This is a genomic window from Mucilaginibacter sp. McL0603 (genome assembly GCF_049992945.1).
Classification (GTDB): Bacteria; Bacteroidota; Bacteroidia; order Sphingobacteriales; family Sphingobacteriaceae; genus Mucilaginibacter.
Genome location: NZ_CP188251.1, coordinates 3,872,631 through 3,889,074, shown reverse-complemented (window position 1 = coordinate 3,889,074; position 16,444 = coordinate 3,872,631). Strand labels below are relative to the sequence as shown.

Annotated in this window: 15 protein-coding genes; 2 read left to right on the top strand and 13 right to left on the bottom strand. The window is 40.6% G+C overall.

The window, feature by feature from the left end:
* The 5 genes from ACPPVU_RS17840 to rhaT form a co-directional block, all read right to left on the bottom strand.
* Window positions 1-1,140 (bottom strand): DUF4249 domain-containing protein, encoded by a 1,140-nt coding sequence (locus tag ACPPVU_RS17840; RefSeq protein WP_426667907.1) that lies wholly within the window; start codon window positions 1,138-1,140, stop codon window positions 1-3.
* A gap of 153 nt (window positions 1,141-1,293) precedes the next feature.
* Window positions 1,294-2,634 (bottom strand): FGGY-family carbohydrate kinase, encoded by a 1,341-nt coding sequence (locus tag ACPPVU_RS17835; RefSeq protein WP_426667906.1) that lies wholly within the window; start codon window positions 2,632-2,634, stop codon window positions 1,294-1,296.
* A 22-nt stretch (window positions 2,635-2,656) separates the two neighbouring features.
* Window positions 2,657-3,931 carry a TIM barrel protein gene (locus ACPPVU_RS17830; RefSeq protein WP_426667904.1) on the bottom strand — a complete coding sequence of 425 codons (1,275 nt, stop codon included), beginning with the start codon at window positions 3,929-3,931 and terminating at the stop codon, window positions 2,657-2,659.
* 63 nt (window positions 3,932-3,994) lie between these two features.
* Window positions 3,995-6,115, bottom strand: a complete 2,121-nt coding sequence (locus ACPPVU_RS17825) for a bifunctional aldolase/short-chain dehydrogenase (RefSeq protein WP_426667903.1) — start codon at window positions 6,113-6,115, stop codon at window positions 3,995-3,997.
* A 17-nt stretch (window positions 6,116-6,132) separates the two neighbouring features.
* Window positions 6,133-7,212 carry an L-rhamnose/proton symporter RhaT gene (rhaT, locus tag ACPPVU_RS17820; RefSeq protein ID WP_426667901.1) on the bottom strand — a complete coding sequence of 360 codons (1,080 nt, stop codon included), beginning with the start codon at window positions 7,210-7,212 and terminating at the stop codon, window positions 6,133-6,135.
* Between the two features lie 201 nt (window positions 7,213-7,413).
* Here rhaT and ACPPVU_RS17815 point away from each other — a divergent pair, with 201 nt between their 5' ends.
* Entirely contained in the window at window positions 7,414-8,973 is a 1,560-nt protein-coding gene (locus ACPPVU_RS17815) for a M81 family metallopeptidase (RefSeq protein WP_426667900.1), read from the top strand.
* A gap of 128 nt (window positions 8,974-9,101) precedes the next feature.
* Here the strand turns inward: ACPPVU_RS17815 and ACPPVU_RS17810 are convergent, their stop codons facing one another.
* The 3 genes from ACPPVU_RS17810 to ACPPVU_RS17800 are packed head-to-tail and all read right to left on the bottom strand — an operon-like array spanning window position 9,102 to window position 9,991.
* Window positions 9,102-9,341, bottom strand: coding sequence for a hypothetical protein (locus ACPPVU_RS17810; RefSeq protein ID WP_426667899.1), 240 nt, complete (start codon window positions 9,339-9,341; stop codon window positions 9,102-9,104).
* A 2-nt stretch (window positions 9,342-9,343) separates the two neighbouring features.
* On the bottom strand, window positions 9,344-9,793 hold the full coding sequence (locus ACPPVU_RS17805) for a cold-shock protein (protein WP_426667897.1): 450 nt from the start codon (window positions 9,791-9,793) through the stop codon (window positions 9,344-9,346).
* 6 nt (window positions 9,794-9,799) lie between these two features.
* Window positions 9,800-9,991, bottom strand: coding sequence for a cold-shock protein (locus ACPPVU_RS17800; protein WP_426667896.1), 192 nt, complete (start codon window positions 9,989-9,991; stop codon window positions 9,800-9,802).
* 367 nt (window positions 9,992-10,358) lie between these two features.
* On the opposite strand from ACPPVU_RS17800, the gene ACPPVU_RS17795 reads away from it, so the two are divergent.
* On the top strand, window positions 10,359-11,114 hold the full coding sequence (locus tag ACPPVU_RS17795; protein ID WP_426667894.1) for a hypothetical protein: 756 nt from the start codon (window positions 10,359-10,361) through the stop codon (window positions 11,112-11,114).
* A gap of 343 nt (window positions 11,115-11,457) precedes the next feature.
* Here the strand turns inward: ACPPVU_RS17795 and ACPPVU_RS17790 are convergent, their stop codons facing one another.
* The 5 genes from ACPPVU_RS17790 to ACPPVU_RS17770 all read right to left on the bottom strand — a co-directional run bounded on the left by ACPPVU_RS17790 (window position 11,458) and on the right by ACPPVU_RS17770 (window position 16,437).
* Window positions 11,458-13,836, bottom strand: a complete 2,379-nt coding sequence (locus ACPPVU_RS17790; protein WP_426667892.1) for a multicopper oxidase domain-containing protein — start codon at window positions 13,834-13,836, stop codon at window positions 11,458-11,460.
* 123 nt (window positions 13,837-13,959) lie between these two features.
* A complete protein-coding gene (locus ACPPVU_RS17785) occupies window positions 13,960-14,460 on the bottom strand; it encodes a DUF3347 domain-containing protein (protein ID WP_426667890.1) in 501 nt (166 codons plus the stop codon).
* A 76-nt stretch (window positions 14,461-14,536) separates the two neighbouring features.
* Entirely contained in the window at window positions 14,537-14,959 is a 423-nt protein-coding gene (locus ACPPVU_RS17780) for a hypothetical protein (RefSeq protein WP_426667889.1), read from the bottom strand.
* Between the two features lie 441 nt (window positions 14,960-15,400).
* On the bottom strand, window positions 15,401-15,778 hold the full coding sequence (locus ACPPVU_RS17775; RefSeq protein WP_426667887.1) for a hypothetical protein: 378 nt from the start codon (window positions 15,776-15,778) through the stop codon (window positions 15,401-15,403).
* A 17-nt stretch (window positions 15,779-15,795) separates the two neighbouring features.
* Window positions 15,796-16,437, bottom strand: a complete 642-nt coding sequence (locus ACPPVU_RS17770) for an SCO family protein (protein ID WP_426667886.1) — start codon at window positions 16,435-16,437, stop codon at window positions 15,796-15,798.
* Window positions 16,438-16,444: the final 7 nt, after the last annotated feature.

Below are 16,444 nucleotides of genomic sequence, written 5' to 3'. Positions count from 1 at the left end.
CTATTTCCAAAAAGGCGGCGGGGCTTTTACGCCTCTTGTCGTACAATCAGCACAGTCACTACTAGAATACGTTACAGCGTTTGGTGTACCAAAGGGTAATGGCGGGGAAGTAAACAAACCTTCAATAGCCGTAACATAAGGACTGCCAAATACAGTGTATTCACCCTTATCCCCATAAGCTGTGTCTATTGAACATGCAAGTGAATACCGGGGATTATAACTGGCAGGAAACTGATCACGGTTTATAAATACCCGTTTAGTTGTCGTGCTGCCTGCACTCAAATATCCTATTACGATCTCATTGGGATTAGTGACACAGTGATAATTCGTCTGATTATCGGAAGGTTGGGCATCAAATATAGTTCCGTTGCTTTCACCATTTTTATGCAAATTGCTCCAAAAGCTATAGGCACCACTTGTTAATGCATATTGCTTAACAAATATGCTATATCTTATTTGTATTTTTTCTGATGACGACGGTATAGTAGTTATCGGGGCCTGGTAAATTACGTCCTGAGCTAATTGAGCCGAAGTTGATAATGTTATATAACTTGAAGTATCCTTACTATAGCAATAATAAATAAACTCGCTCGAATCACGCCTTGCGGCTCCAATCCAAAAAGATTGATAGGTTGCATGGAACCTCCATGCTTCAGAGTATTCCCAACGATAATATTTGGTGTTATTTGTAGGATCATGCGTATTAACGTATATCTGAACCATAGAAGGTTTCGCCACGAAACCCACACTATCAATGGGCGGGGCGTTTTTTACCTGCACAAAATCCGAAACGTATTCTTTACCATCTGTAGTTTTTATTCTTAACCTGTATTTATGAGAATTATCAAGATTTAGCGGAGCTGCGGAATAAGTACCCGGATTTATTTCCGATAAAGGATAAGTATTATTAGCATCGCTTTCAACCTTTACTTGTGCACCCATTTCCTTGTCGATGACAATAACGGTATCAAACTTTTTTGTCCTGCTGAGACGGATAAATGTGGAATCATTACCTGTGTTAATGATTCCATCGATCACCAGGTATTTATTTGTATCTGAAAGTGCGCCCGGAGGATTAAATGCCTTTTTACAGCCGGTAAGAAATAAAACGATCAATAAAACGTGTGCCCACTTTATCATTATGTCAAATTGCAGTACTGGTTTATAATTTAGGAATTACTAAGATACGATTTGGCAGCTAATGTCAAAACCAAAAGTTTAGTTTATATTCATTGCCAACATGTATTCCTGAAATTTATTAGATAGCTGTGCTTTAGTCTGTCAGAAAATAGCTCAGCCCGAATAATAGTTTAGTTGGATGATATCTTTTGGAATTGGATTAGGATTCCATGCTTTGTGAATAACCAATGCAGCGCCTATTGCAGATGCCTGCGCCATGGAAGCAGCGTACACTTCGATGCCTGGAAAAGAGGCAGCAAGCAGATGCATGAAGACACTATTTTTGCTGAATCCACCATCTACAAAAATTCTTTTAACGGGTGAATTTTTAAGCACCAGCATAGTAGAGTCCACCTGTAAACGCACGAGGTCACGGATTAATTGATGATAGGCTTCTGTTGCATTTTTAAATTCTGAAAGATTCCGATCTGCAAAGTGTATGGTTTGGGGAAGTTTAGATATCAGAGTGTTATTTATTTGGGGATCAAAAGTTACATTTCTGTAACTAATGCTGTCATCCTTAAAATGTTCGTTGATCCGTTTAACCTGTTGCTCATGCTCATATCCCGAAAATAGCCGTGAAGCCTTTACCGGCTTGCCCTGGTATTGCATATAGCAAAGGCAATCATTTTTCAATTCATCAACAGTTAATGGAGATTGATTAAACGGATTTAGACTGATGCACCATGTACCCGTGGATATCAGGACAAAAGGCTCAATAAAACTTACCAGGTAAGGGATCAATGCTGCAGAGCTGTCATGTAAGCCGATGCCGATATCATAATTGCACTTGGGTAAAATTGCCTTATAAGTTTTATCTGCAGATTCAATAGGAGCAAGCTTTTGATCAATACCTTCCTTCTGTATCCATTTATGGTACTCGTTTTTCTCGAAATCCCACATTCCTGTATGGCATCCAATACTTGCCAGATCAGAATAGTATTGCCCCGTTAATAAAAAGCTGAGATATTGGGGTAGGTGCAAAGCATATTTTATTTTATTGAAAACTTCAGGTTTTTCATTTTTAAGTCGATATAGTTGCAATCCGGAATTAAGATTGCCCAAAACAGGAGAGGCTGTTTGTACACTGAAGTTCTCTTTGCCATCGTATTGAGCATAGAATTGATTGCTTAATTCTTCTGGGTAGGGTTTCAGATAATTATACAATGGACAAACAGGCTTGCCATCATCACCTAAACAAACAAAACTTGCTCCATAAGCTGAGAAATTGATTGCTTTTATCTTAAATTTCTTTAGTTGCGATACCACCCTTAATGAATTAAAAACGGACTGATGGAGACTCTCTAAATTTTCGCATGGGAACCCGTCCTCGTCAACTGTCTCCGTAAATTTGGCTGATTTTTCAAAAACTATCCTGTAATTTTCGTCAAACAGAAATAGCTTTTTATTAGTCTTGCCTACATCAAATATGGCTATGACGGGTGTGGCGCTCATTTATTAGTTTTTAATGGTTACGCTACAGCCCTGTCGCTACTGTTTTTGAACCTCTTTCTTGTATTAAATGCTTTCTCACTTTTAGTTTGCGGTATGTATTAACCGGTTCTAAACTTCCGCCTGATTGTAAACTTGCCTCTGCAATTAATGGGCGAACATCTGTACGATAGGCCTTTTGCAATATCTCCTGTGCTAAGGTTACATCATTCGAATTTTGTGCAGCTTGCAAAGCCGATTTATCTACAATGAGTGCTTGCGCATAAGCTATCTTTATAGCCTGTACCGATTGTAAAAGATCCTCAATCGGATCTTTTACATTATGCGACGCATCGATCATCCAGCCAATATCAGTTGCATGGTTCATTCCACGGGCATCCATACCTTCAACCAGCTCATTAAATATCAGGAACAATTGATAAGGATTAATACTGCCTACAGTAAGGTCATCATCCCCATATTTAGAGTCGTTAAAATGGAAACCAGCCAATTTGCCTTCCATCAGCAATAAAGAAACGATCTGTTCGATATTTGCTCCTTGCAGATGATGGCCCAAATCAACCAAAGTGGAGGCTTTATTGCCCAATTTAGAGGCGAGTAAGTATGACTGACCCCAATCGCCAATGGTGGTTGAGTAAAAATTCGGCTCATAGGGTTTATATTCTATCCAGACTTTCCAGTCATCAGGCAAAGCCTCATATATTTCCTGTAGACTTTCCAGTGTGTTTTGAAATGCTTTGCGAAAATTAAGCTGCCCTGGGAAATTTGACCCATCAGAAAGCCATACAGATAAGGCTTTTGAGTTTAGTTGAATCCCATATTTAATCACCTCAATATTATGTTCAATGGCTTGTTTGCGTACCGCTTTATCTACATGATGTAATGAGCCATACTTGTAGCTTAATTTTTGACCGGGTTGATCCTGGAACGTATTAGAATTAACAGCATCGAAATGCAAACCCAATTGTGCCGCTAATGCTTTTATTGAACTTGCATTTTCCGGAATATCCCAGGGAATATGCAGGGAAATAGAATTGCTTGATCTATTTAACGCATGGATTAGTCCGACATCTTCAATTTTTTCTTCTAAACTCCGTGGCTCACCTCCACCCGAGAATCGACCAAAGCGTGTCCCGCCGGTACCTAAAGCCCAGCTAGGAATAGCAATATTGAATATTTTTAATTTCTGGATAACATTATCAGGCTTTGCCAGATCATGGCTAACAAATTCCAATTTGCGTTTATGATCAGCCAGATGCTCCTGGTTTAACTCATCTATTTGATACCGTTCTATCTGCATAATATGACTATGTTTAGTATAGAAAAAACTATGATCTATGAACCATCAACCATGAACTGTAAGCTATCTTACAAATCCGGCTGCTACACCACCATCAACATTTAATACATTCCCGGTTGATTTATTCAACAAACCACCAACAAAAGCAAAGCAGGCGTTGGCAATATCATCCGGCAGGATGGCCTCATTCAGTAATGTTCTTTTTGCGTAATAAGCTGGCAGTTCATCAACTGTAATACCATATGCCTTTGCCCGGCCTTCGGCCCAGCCGCCGGCCCAAATATTACTGTCGCTGATCACTGCATCCGGGTTTACTACATTAACACGTATCTTATCTGCACCCAATTCTGCTGCATTTAATCTACTTAAATGAAGTTGGGCAGCTTTGGCGCTTCCGTATCCAGCATTGTTAGGACCGCTTACCAATGCGTTTTTACTTACAATATTGATGATGTCGCCGCCGATATCCTGCTTTTTCATTATTGCTGTTGCAGCTTGTGTAACTAAGAACTGGCCTTTTACTAATACGTCGTACAGCAAATCCCAGTCATTTTCGGTATGGTCGGCGATAGTTTTCGATATAGATAAGCCGGCATTATTCACTATCAGATCAACCCCTCCAAAAGCAAGAATAGTTTCTGCTATTGCATTATTAATTTGTTCAGACTTTGTGACATCCAATAATGCAGTTGTATAAGCATCTTTACCGAATTTGCTTTTAAATTCTTCTCCGGCGCCCTGTAAACGTTCTGCATTCATATCATTCAAAACAACAACAGCGCCCTCTTCCACAAACTTTTTGGCGATAGCTTTGCCTATTCCACCCGCGCTTCCCGTTATTAAAGCGATGCGACCGGATAAAGCTTTTGGCTTGGGCATACGCTGTAATTTGGCTTCTTCCAATAGCCAGTATTCGATATCGAAAGCTTCCTGGCGGGGTAGGGAGGTATATTCAGATATCGCCTCGGCACCTTTCATTACATTAATGGCGTTGATATAAAATTCTGCAGCTACTCGTGCTGTTTGCTTGTCTTTGGCAAAAGTGAACATGCCCACACCCGGATATAAAATAACAACCGGGTTAGCATCGCGAATAGCCGGGCTATTTGGATGTTTGCAGGTGTTATAATAATCCTCATACATTTTGCGGTAAGCCTCAAATGCAGGAGCAAGTTTTTCTTTTAAATCGGTAACATCACTAAGATCAGCATCTGCAGATAATGCTAAAACAAGCGGACTGATCTTCGTTCTCAAAAAGTGATCAGGGCAACTGGTACCCATAGGAGCAAGGCGCTCCAGGTCATTCGAATTGATATATTCCAAAACGCGTGCATCATCCGTAAAATGACCGATCATCCGCGTTTTTGATGAACAGAAACCACGTAAGATTGGAGCTAAAGTAACTGCTTGTTTTTTCCTGTCTTCAGCAGCAAGACTTTGTATCTTCTGCCCACCAAAAACAGGGGCTTTCTTGCCATAATTCTGTTCAAGATATTCAGCGCATTTTTCAATTACTTCAAGCGTGTTGATATAGCTTTCGTAAGCGGTATCGCCCCAGGTAAATAAACCATGCGAACCCAGCATAATACCCCGGATCCCCGGATTATTATCCAAACATTCTTTAAGCTTCAATCCCAAATCAAAACCCGGTCTTTGCCACTCTACCCAGCCTATTTCACCATTAAAAAGTTCCTGAGTGATCTTTTTACCATCTTTTGCTGCCGCGATGGCAATAGCAGCATCAGGGTGCAGGTGGTCGATATGTTTAAAGGGTAAAAAACCATGCAGTGGGGTATCAATAGACGGAGCTTTTGAATTCAGATCGAAAATGCTGTGATTGAATAATTCTACCATTTCATCTTCATGCTCAATTCCCCTGTAAACATTCTTCAGGCTTCTCAGGCGATCAATATATAATGCAGCTAACCCGCTTTTTTTTAAAGTGCCGATATCACCGCCAGAGCCTTTGATCCACATTACTTCCACTTCTTTACCGGTTAGCGGATCTTTGTCCATTACCTTGCAGGAAGTATTGCCACCCCCATAATTGGTTAAGCGCAGATCCGCGCCCAATAAATTGGAGCGGTATATTAATAATGCTACTTCATCCCCGGCAAGTTCAGCCGCCTTGGCATCATCCCACAGGTAGCTTACATGTTTAAATAGTTTTGTATTGGCAGACATATTCAGATTTTTAGTACTTATTTTATTGAATTACCGTACCCTACAATAAGCACGGATAACATAATCGTTATTATTCCGGCAAATACCGTTATCAACGCTTTCCGGCTTACACCTTTCCATTCTCGTAGCAGCAAACCCCAGGTATTGGCGATCAGTATGATAAATGCCATATGCAATATCCACGAACTGGCACCATTTCCCAGCCTGCTTTCGCCCATGCCGTAAAAAAAGAACTGTAAAAACCATGTTGTTCCTGCCAGGGCACAGAACAAATAGTTTTTGAGCAGGGGCTGTTGTTTATTCGTATAATCACCAAATGTTTTGTTACGCGCATTCAGGATCATACACCACACAAAATTAGTAGTTAAACCACCCCAAAGTATCACGATGTATGTAACATTGTTCCGAAAAAGAAAGTTTCCCGGGCCGGGATGTGTTGTTTTCCATAGTTCATTAGCATGGTCCGCCATATCTTTACCGGCTTCAATACCAAAATTGAAACACGCGCTCAAAACGCCGGATACAATGGCAACAAAAATACCCAGTCCAAAACGGTAGTCCTTATTATCTTCAACATCAGCTTTGCCTGCAAGTAACTCTTTTTCCTTCATCATACCTGCCTTTCCGCAAATAACAATACCGATCACGCAGATCAAAATCCCCAATAAAACCATTTGCCCCCAATGACTATGGAGTAGCATGCTAAAAGTATCCTTGCCTGTTTTTGGAAAGAAATTATAATAAATTGATGGTATGATCGACCCAAATACGGCGCATAACCCTAAAATAATAGTGCTGCCTAAGGAAACACCGAGGTAACGGACACCTAAACCATAAGTGAGACCACCAATGCCCCAGAGTAATCCAAAAAAATAAGTCAGCAATAATATCTGGCCGTTGGTCTCTTTTATGATCTCAGTAAAGTGAGGTATCGTTAGCCATGCAGCAAGTGGAGGAACGATAAGCCATGAAAATAGTCCGCCAACTATCCAAAAACTTTCCCAGGCCCAGCCTTTTACTTTTTTATAGGGAATATAAAAGCTGCCCGAGGCAAACCCACCAATAAAGTGGAAAATAATACCAAATATTACCTGCATGTTTAATTTTTAGGTTGGTTTATAATTACCCGACAAGTTAATATTCTAAATGTAATCAACCAAGTATAAGCTTTAGCATTATCACCGAAAAAATACAAACCAACTATCGTTTCCATAACATATATTTGATTAAACGTGGCTGCACAGATTGAATACTTATATTAAATCACCAGCGGCAATACCTGGTAACCAATATTCATTATGAAACAATTTTTCTCTTTATTCATTTTATGCAGTTTAACACAGTTAATTGTAATTGCACAACCTAAGAAAGCTCTTCCCCGCATTGCAATAGCAGGTTTGGGGATTGAGTCGAGCACATTTTCACCGGCATTGACTGATGAAGCTGCTTTTCATGCAAAATACGGGGCTGATATTTTTACCATTTATCCGTTCTTCTCTGCGGATTCATCACTTCGTAAAGGGGCAATTTGGATTCCGACAATAGATGGCCATGCTCTTCCTGGCGGTGCTGTTACTCGTGAAGCTTACGAGTCGCTGGTAAATAAAACATTGGATTCACTTAAAAAACACGGGTCTTATGATGGCCTTTTTTATGATATCCATGGTGCCATGAGTGTGGTGGGATTAGATGATCCCGAAGGTGATTTTATTGTAAGGATAAGAAAGGTCGTTGGCAAAAAGACGATCATTTCAACTGCAATGGACCTGCATGGTAACGTTTCATGGCGATTGGCGGAGAATAGCGATCTGATCACTTGTTACCGTATGGCACCGCATGAAGATGCTATTCAAACTAAAAGGCGTGCCGTAGCAAATCTGATAGACCGTCTCGAAAGCGGGAAGGGCAAGCCTGCATATAAAGCCTATATATCTGTCCCTATCTTATTACCCGGCGAAAAAACCAGCACACGCATAGAACCGGGAAAAAGTTTATATCAGCAAGTTTGGCCCGCTGCCGAACAAAAAGGAATAATTGATGCAGCAATCTGGATAGGGTATGCCTGGGCTGATGAACCACGAAATCATGCTGTGGTAATGGTTACGGGTGACGATAAAGATAAAGTGACCAGCACCGCAGAGCAGCTGGCAAAAAGCTTTTGGGATGTTCGCTCAAAATTTGAATTTGTAGCACCCACGGGTAATTTAAAGGAATGTCTGGATAAAGCGTTGGCAAGCACAAAGCATCCGTTCTATATCAGCGATTCCGGAGATAACCCTACAGCTGGTGGGGCAGGAGACGTAACCTGGACTTTGACCCAGATACTCAATCGCCCTGAATTTAAACCGGACAATGGGCCTTCTCTTATTTATGCCTCTATCCCCGGACCCGAATTGATCAAACAAGCAATGCAGGTTGGTGTAGGTGGTCGTGTAGACGGATATGCAGGTGCAAAGGTAGATAACCGGAACGCACCGCCGGTACATATTGTCGGAACGGTCGAGTCTATCGTATCTGGCGATGCAGATGCGGAAGTAGAAGCCTCAATAAAGGTGGGAAGCGTACATATCATCGTAACACAAAAGCGCAAACCTTATCATAAAGAAAAAGATTTTACCCGGCTCGGGCTTAATCCTCGTACTGCAGATATTGTGGTAGTAAAAATTGGCTACCTGGAACCCGAACTTTATGCCATGCGTGCTGACTGGCTGTTAGCCCTTACACCAGGCGGTGTTGATCAGGATATTGAGCATCTGCCTTACCATAGATTACAACGACCTATATTCCCGTTGGATAAAAATATGAAAGACCCGGATCTTAGGGCGAAGCTGGTGCCATCATCGGATGAGGTGAAATAAGATACGAAAAAATAATAAGTCGATAAAACAACAAAGCCCTTCTGATTTCAGGAGGGCTTTGTTGTAAGACGATACGAATCTGGAATATTTATTTAAAAGATTCAGGTAATGACTTAACGCTGGATCAATTAATTCTGCCAGGAACTTTTCAAAACCTTATACTTTTCAGTTTCTTCTAAAGTCAGGCTTGATAAAATATTTAAAGATTTCCCATCGCGCCCTGTAAAAGCATAATTACTTTTTTGAGCCGTTTCAAAAAACTGGATGGAATACTGATCTTTTAAATTTTTATTGTTTTTTATAATTTCTGCAAACTTTGTTTTGAAGTTTTCCTTTTGAATTGCTGACGCTGTTGTTTTGGCCACCATAATTATTTCTTTTTTACTTTAATTGCAGATAACCCCTTTAAACCCTGCTCAGTTTCAAAAGTGACCATATTATTTTCCTTTAACGGTTCAGTTAAGGCGTTAATGTGCACAAAAATACTTTCCTCAGTTTGCAGATCCCTGATAAAACCGTAGCCTTTTGCTTCATTAAAAAAGCTTACGACACCATTTCTGACAGTGTCATGCGGCAGATCTACTTGTTTAGCAACCCCAATCTGGATATCTTCTACATTTACCTTTACCTTCCTTGATGGATCGGGTGGAGTTGACGTAATATTCCCATGCTCATCAATATAAGCCATCATATCCTCAAGGCTTTTGCCCTTGCCTGCATTAGCCTTTCGTTCTTCGGCCTTTTCCTTTTTGTCTTTTGACTTTTTTAAGCGGGCCTTCTCTTTTTCCTTTTTACTAAATGTTTCTGTCGATCTTCCCAATGCTGCTTATGCTATTTTAACATTCACCGCACTTGGGCCTTTTTTGCCTTCTTCTACATCGTAATTAACCTGGTCGTTTTCGCGAACCTGATCAATCAGCCCTGTAACGTGTACAAATACCTCTTTGCCACCACTTGTAGGTGTAATAAAGCCGAAGCCTTTTGATTCATTAAAAAATTTTACTGTTCCTGTTGCCATTATATTGTTAATTAAAGTTGCAAGATACGTTTAATTATCCAGATTAACAGAAAGTTAAGGTAGAAAACCAAATTGCGCAAGAAAATGCACATCCGAAAATTGGTCTTTCCAGAATAAATGGAAGGATTGAAATAAAAAAGACATTCTATAAATAGGATTATTGTTATGCTCAAATGATTAAATAAACCTAAATGTAGCAGAGATAATACATATTTATAAGTAAAATGAAAGAGGGGGTGGGAAGTATATCGTCGGACTAAGACTTGTCAAGAAATAGCATTAATTTTGGTGCTATCAAATGGAAATATAATTCTTACTATTATCAAATTTTTGAATCAAGTTAATAATCTAAATTAGGGTTTTTTATATGAAAAGATATGTTTTAGTTCTCCTTTTGTTCCTCTCTTTTTCAGGCTATTCGCAAAATTCCATTAATAATTATAAATACGTAATAGTGCCCGAGAAATTTAATTTCCTTAAGCAAAATGATCAGTATTCATTAAACAGCCTGACCAAAGGCCTTTTGGAGTATAAAGGCTTTACAGTTTATTTTGATAATACTGAATTGCCCGGCGAAGTCGCTAATAATAGATGCCGCGCATTGAGTGCTGACGTATTGGAAAAAAGCGGAATGTTTACTACCACCCTTACGCTTTTATTAAAAGATTGTAAGGGTAATATAGTTTTCAAAAGTAAAGAAGGGAAAAGCCGGGAGAAGGAGTATAAAGTTGCTTATAATATGGCTTTAAGGGATGCTTTTACATCCTTAGACAAAGTTTCGTATGCCGATACCGCATCAACAAATAAACCGGTTCAGCCAATAATTGCAACAACTGCTTCAGCAGCAACGGTAGCGGCTTCAACAGTGCCTTCAAAACCAACGGAAACGGTAACCAATCAGCCGGCAGGAACATTATATGCACAGGCAATTGCTAACGGGTATCAATTAATTGACACCACACCGAAAATAGTTTTAACCCTCCTGAAAACCTCTGCAGAGAATTATTTTATAGCCGGTAACGCTACTGCGAACGGAATAGTCCTGAAGAAAAACGAAGATTGGTTTTTCGAATACTATAAGGATGGCAAGCTTATTTCTGAAAAGCTATTAGTCAAATTTTAACTTTTTTAAGGAATAGTTTTCGGAAATGCCCTTGCCAAATACCATAGCCTTATGGTAGGTGTTATCGGCCAACCATCCAAAAATAAAAAGCCCGATACGGACAAGTATTGGGCTTTAGTACCGATAGCGGGAAATTATTTGAACACATTTATGGCTTCCTGATGATTGTAGAGCGGATTTTACAAAAATGCGAGGAGGGGAATTTCTGTAAAAATGGCGAATAATTGACGCGTTTTTTGCATTAAAGGCGTTCAAAAAATCCAGCATGTTAGATTTTTTGAACACCCTTGTATTCGGCGATAACGAACATGATAAAAGCCGCGGCCGACGGCCATTAACATAATTAATAAGTCAAGGTCAATCCTCCTCCTAATCCCATATCACTGTCGTAATGGGTTGACAGCGAAAAATACTTGGTCACAATATACCGCAAACCAGCCATGTATTCCTTGTCCGTATTCAACATGATGCTAAACCGCAGGCGTTTGGATATCGGAACATCCTGGCGGCTCAACTGAAAACGTAACTTCCCATCGCCGTCTATACGGGCGTCAGCAACAAAAAGCATCGGTAAAGTGTAAGCAAGCCCAGCTACTACTGTATGCCGGTTATCCTTATTGCTAACCTGCCCGAACATATTTTTGAGTTCACTGCCAAAAATGTTTTTTTCATTCGGGTCATATTGCTTATAATGATAATCAAACCCTGCATAAGGAAAGAGCCATTGCATTTTTCCGATATAGCGCCCGATCATGGTTTCGCTTTCATAGCCCATCTTGTCATTCAGGCCCAAATGCCACATGGAACTGGCTTGCCAGCGAGTGTTAGCCAGTACGACCTGTCCGTCACTGCCATTGCTTTCCAGGCCAACCCTGGCCATGAAATGTGGCATACGATCGTCCATCTGTACCATCCGGTAACCCATGGCCGGGTCGGGTACTTCCGGGTTGGGAGGAGAATTCTCATAGCTGAAGATCCTGCCCATCCCGCTCATCATGTGGTACAAAATATGGCAATGAAAAAACCAGTCGCCACTTTCTGTCGCTGCAAATTCAATCGTATCGCGTTCCATCGGCATAATATCCAGTGTGTTTTTCATCGGGGCAAAATCACCCTGCCCGTTTAATACCCTGAACTGATGACCATGCAGGTGCATTGGGTGCCGCATCATCGTATTGTTGTATAAAATGATGCGTACATTTTCTCCGTGATGTATTAATATTTTGTCCGACTCAGATACCGTCTTGTTATTGATCGTCCAGACATAGCGGTTCATATTACCCGTCAATTCAAAATATAATTCCTTTGTGGGCTGTTTGGGGAGCGTTGTTTTTTTAGTTGCTTTTAACATCCCATAGCTTAATGTTACGATATCTGAATTGCCGCCACTCATATCCATTCCAGCCATGTCATCTCTTTTCTTTGTTGCCGCGGAATCTTTGCCCGTATCCATACCGGGCATACCCTTCATCTTATTACCGGATTTTTCCGGCCCTGAAATCTCGGGATACATGACCGTATTCATATCCATGACCTGGTTGCTCATTTGCATGCCATCCATTTGTTTCATATTACCACTCATATCCATCATCCCGTTCATCATTTTCATGCCCTCAAAGTATTTCAGTTTGGGTAAATGCCGTGCGCTCACTTTCGGTCCTTTCCCTAACCATAAAGAGGCTGATTTCGTCCGGTCCTCCGGGGTCGCCAAAAACTCGTAGCTCCCTGCTTTGGGGATGTTAACCACCAGGTCATAGGTTTCCGCTGGGGCAATGATCAGCCGGTCTACTTCCACCGGTTCGACATCTTCACCATCATTGGCCACCACGGTTATTTTAACACCAGCCCAGGTCAGCCAGAAATAAGAGGAAGAGCCACCATTGACAACTCTTAATTTCATGCTGTCTCCGGCTTTAAATTGCGGTTGTTCGTTCACATTTTTCCCGTTGATCAGGAAACGGTCATAAGCCACATCGCTGACATCCATCGCGTTCATCCTTTTCCATTCGTTGGCTAGTTTCGTATTAAAATTCCCCGACCTAATGGCTTCCGCATAACTTTGTGTCGTGCCTTTTTGGATACTGAACCAATCCGTTTGATTGTGTAAGCTGCGGTTTATTTCTTTTGGATTCATATCCGCCCAGTCGCTCAATACCATAGTGTACTCTTTCATTTTAGCTTCATCCCGCTTACGAAAGATCAATGCGCCATACATACCCGATTGTTGCTGTAAACCCTGATGCGAGTGGTACCAGTATGTCCCGTTTTGAACGATTGGAAATTTGAACAGGTGCGTTTTGCCCGCTGCGATGGGCTGTGTGGTCAGGTAAGGTACGCCATCATACTGGTTGGGCAGGATCACGCCGTGCCAATGAATGATCGTTTCTTCCTTTAAGGTATTATGCACGTAAATCTCGGCCGTATCCCCCTCGGTAAAATAAAGGGTTGGCATCGGTATGGAACCGTTTGCCGCTATGGCGCGGCGTTTTTTACCGGTATAGTTAACAATGGTGTCGCTGATATACAGGTCGTAACGAACGGTTTTACCGCCGCTGATATCAGAACCAGTAGCTTGTTCCTTCCTTTCACTTGCAGGTTTTACCTGTTGTGATGGTTTTGGTGCCGCTGTCTTTGCTTTCGGCATAGGCATGTTCATTGGCATTTGCGCAAATGCAACGGAAGTGATCAGCCCACTAATTATCAATAAAAATATCTTTTTCATATTTGCTTGCCCATATCTTCAGCATCGATAAGTTTTTCCAACGATCAATTCTTGAAGGTAAGAACTATCATGAGCGATTTATCCCGCTCATGACAGATAACTTATTAATTAAGGATTTGTTAATTATTTATTCAGGGTTTGGGTCACCTTACCGCAGGTCAGCATCTGTTTGCCAAAGTAGGGATTTTTGATCGGTGCATCTGCGGACAGCCAATAACTCTTCTTCATGGGGCAATAGTCATAGTAAACCACCTGGTCTGTGAGTTTAACAGCTTTTGCCAGTTTAAAAAAATTGGCAGAGAAATTGGCAAAGTGTTCTCTTTGATGAGCGATGTCCTGGCTTTCCGAGATATGCCTGGCGTCAAATGCCAATTTATCCTTAAAAGTCATAAATGTGGTCATATCGGATGCAGGCAATGATTTCATGTCGATGCCATTTATGGCGTTGAGAAACTCAGCGGCATGTGTAGCGGCATCGGTACTGCTGGAATTGACCAGCGCGTTCTTGATGTCGAGATAAGAAGTAAGTAATGGTGTCAGGGCGGATGCCTTGGAGTCCTTGGCAAAAAGTTGTTGGGTAAAAACAGTTGCGATCAGGCCAACTAATAAAAATATCTTTTTCATGATGATTTGATAAAACGTTAAACAATAATTTAAGGTATGGCAAAGCCATAAAGGTCAATATATTGAACAACTTAAATCAAATCTGGAAACTTTGGATGACGATCCTGATGTTTTGGGTAGGCGGTCGCTGTCGTTCCTCTATGGAAATTTGATGATGTGATTTTACACCTGAAAGGTTTACCGGTAAAAATTGAAAATAAGGGGCTATATAAACAACGGGTGCATGACTCATGCTTTTACCCGGCTGTGGCATTAATTTCGCTAAAGAAGCAAAATTGTTTACGGCACCCTGGCAGCAGGGATCATTTTTATGGATAAATAATACAGTGGAGAGTGAGCCTTTTTGATGATCAAGCCCAAGCGAAAAACCAGGATGTTGCTCATGGTGGTGCGCAGTAACTTCATCATGGTCTTCATGGACCAGATTCAGGGTACAGCAAAACCCGAATGTGGTGTTCAGCAGAAATATGGTTAATAAAAATAGCGCTTTTACTCTCATTTTTCACTTACAAAGCTAAACAATATCCCTGTAAATCGTTTTGTAAATTTTATCTGTTTGTTGTATTGCCATCCGTATCCACTTAACTGTAAAAAAAAATAAAATCATTCGCAAGTAAATTGGTACTTGCGAATGAAAGTACCGGTACCGGGAAATTAATTGAACACATTTATGGCTTCCTGACGATTACAGAGCATATTTGGCAAAAATATGCAGAGAAAGATTCAAGTAAAAAAAGCGAATAATTACCAGATTTTTTAATTCACAACTTCACACCGTCTAACAGCTCGTTTTTATTTGACTGTAATTTAGATTATCAAATAATTCTCAATTATAAGTTAAGAACAATGTCAGCCGATGATGGGGCAGAATATGACATTCCACGCCTAAAATAACACAAATCTTAAATTGGAGAATATCGATTCTGCCAGCTTGACAGTATCATTTAAGACTCAAGTGCTGATTTGTGTCCGGTCCATATTTTCGCTCAACAGTCGCTATGAAATCCTGCGCTTTTACCACAATCAATAAGGCAACCACTAGTAACACAATAAGTCCGAATATAAACATCCATGAAGTGTAGTCCTTAAATGTTAATGGTATATTGGAATGCGAATCGTCAACAAATACCAGATGATGTACAAATCCGGTTTCTTTATAAACCGGGATGTTATCATCGGTAGTAACAGTAGCTGGAGCCTGGACAGTTGGTTTTTGAGCAGTAATAATTGGGTGATTGGCAGTAGCAGCACTGCTGATGGCACTGGCATTTAAATTCAATAGCAGTAAGCCGGCAAAAGCAACAATTAATTTTTTCATATTTTTTTCAGTTATTTCTAATTCTCTAATTTTTTAATATCTTTTATCAACTGTACGATATCACCTTTATCGGTTCCGTCATAATAACCACGTATATGCAGATCCCTGTCAATAAGCACCAGTTTGTCGCTATGTATAAAGTCACCTTCTCCGCCATCACCATCTGTGGCATCGATAAATAAGGCTTTCCTCGCAAACCCGTAAAGGTCCTTTTTGCTTCCCGTTGCAAAAGCCCACTGGCGCGTATTTATTCCTTTACGCCCGGCATACCATTTAAGCCTCGACGGGGTATCATATTTAGGGTCAACGGTAAGTGACAGCATTTTTAACTGATCATCTTTACCATATGCATCCTGAACCAGTTTAAGGTTAGCGATCATCTTCGGGCAAATTGATGGACAGGAAGTGAAAAAGAAATGAACCACCCATACTTTCCTTTTAACGAACCTGTTGTTTATTGCACTGCTGTCCTGGTCAGTAAAGCTAAAATCCGGTACCTGTAAATGCGGGACATTGCCTTTATCTATTGTGTAGTTCCTTCCAAAATAGGGCAGCTCCTCCATATTATCTTCATACCACCTGAATCCTGTAAATGCCAATATCGGAATAGCCAGTATGGCCAGGAAAAAAAATGCCGATTTCTTGTTTTTTACTAACATTGCCTTG

Excerpts from the sequence above, each read along its gene's own strand:
- ACPPVU_RS17840 (WP_426667907.1), bottom strand. The coding sequence starts at position 1,140 with ATGATAAAGTGGGCACACGTTTTATTGATCGTTTTATTTCTTACCGGC.
- ACPPVU_RS17835 (WP_426667906.1), bottom strand. The coding sequence starts at position 2,634 with ATGAGCGCCACACCCGTCATAGCCATATTTGATGTAGGCAAGACTAAT.
- ACPPVU_RS17830 (WP_426667904.1), bottom strand. The coding sequence starts at position 3,931 with ATGCAGATAGAACGGTATCAAATAGATGAGTTAAACCAGGAGCATCTG.
- ACPPVU_RS17825 (WP_426667903.1), bottom strand. The coding sequence starts at position 6,115 with ATGTCTGCCAATACAAAACTATTTAAACATGTAAGCTACCTGTGGGAT.
- rhaT (WP_426667901.1), bottom strand. The coding sequence starts at position 7,212 with ATGCAGGTAATATTTGGTATTATTTTCCACTTTATTGGTGGGTTTGCC.
- ACPPVU_RS17815 (WP_426667900.1), top strand. The coding sequence starts at position 7,414 with ATGAAACAATTTTTCTCTTTATTCATTTTATGCAGTTTAACACAGTTA.
- ACPPVU_RS17810 (WP_426667899.1), bottom strand. The coding sequence starts at position 9,341 with ATGGTGGCCAAAACAACAGCGTCAGCAATTCAAAAGGAAAACTTCAAA.
- ACPPVU_RS17800 (WP_426667896.1), bottom strand. The coding sequence starts at position 9,991 with ATGGCAACAGGAACAGTAAAATTTTTTAATGAATCAAAAGGCTTCGGC.
- ACPPVU_RS17795 (WP_426667894.1), top strand. The coding sequence starts at position 10,359 with ATGAAAAGATATGTTTTAGTTCTCCTTTTGTTCCTCTCTTTTTCAGGC.
- ACPPVU_RS17790 (WP_426667892.1), bottom strand. The coding sequence starts at position 13,836 with ATGAAAAAGATATTTTTATTGATAATTAGTGGGCTGATCACTTCCGTT.
- ACPPVU_RS17785 (WP_426667890.1), bottom strand. The coding sequence starts at position 14,460 with ATGAAAAAGATATTTTTATTAGTTGGCCTGATCGCAACTGTTTTTACC.
- ACPPVU_RS17780 (WP_426667889.1), bottom strand. The coding sequence starts at position 14,959 with ATGAGAGTAAAAGCGCTATTTTTATTAACCATATTTCTGCTGAACACC.
- ACPPVU_RS17775 (WP_426667887.1), bottom strand. The coding sequence starts at position 15,778 with ATGAAAAAATTAATTGTTGCTTTTGCCGGCTTACTGCTATTGAATTTA.
- ACPPVU_RS17770 (WP_426667886.1), bottom strand. The coding sequence starts at position 16,437 with ATGTTAGTAAAAAACAAGAAATCGGCATTTTTTTTCCTGGCCATACTG.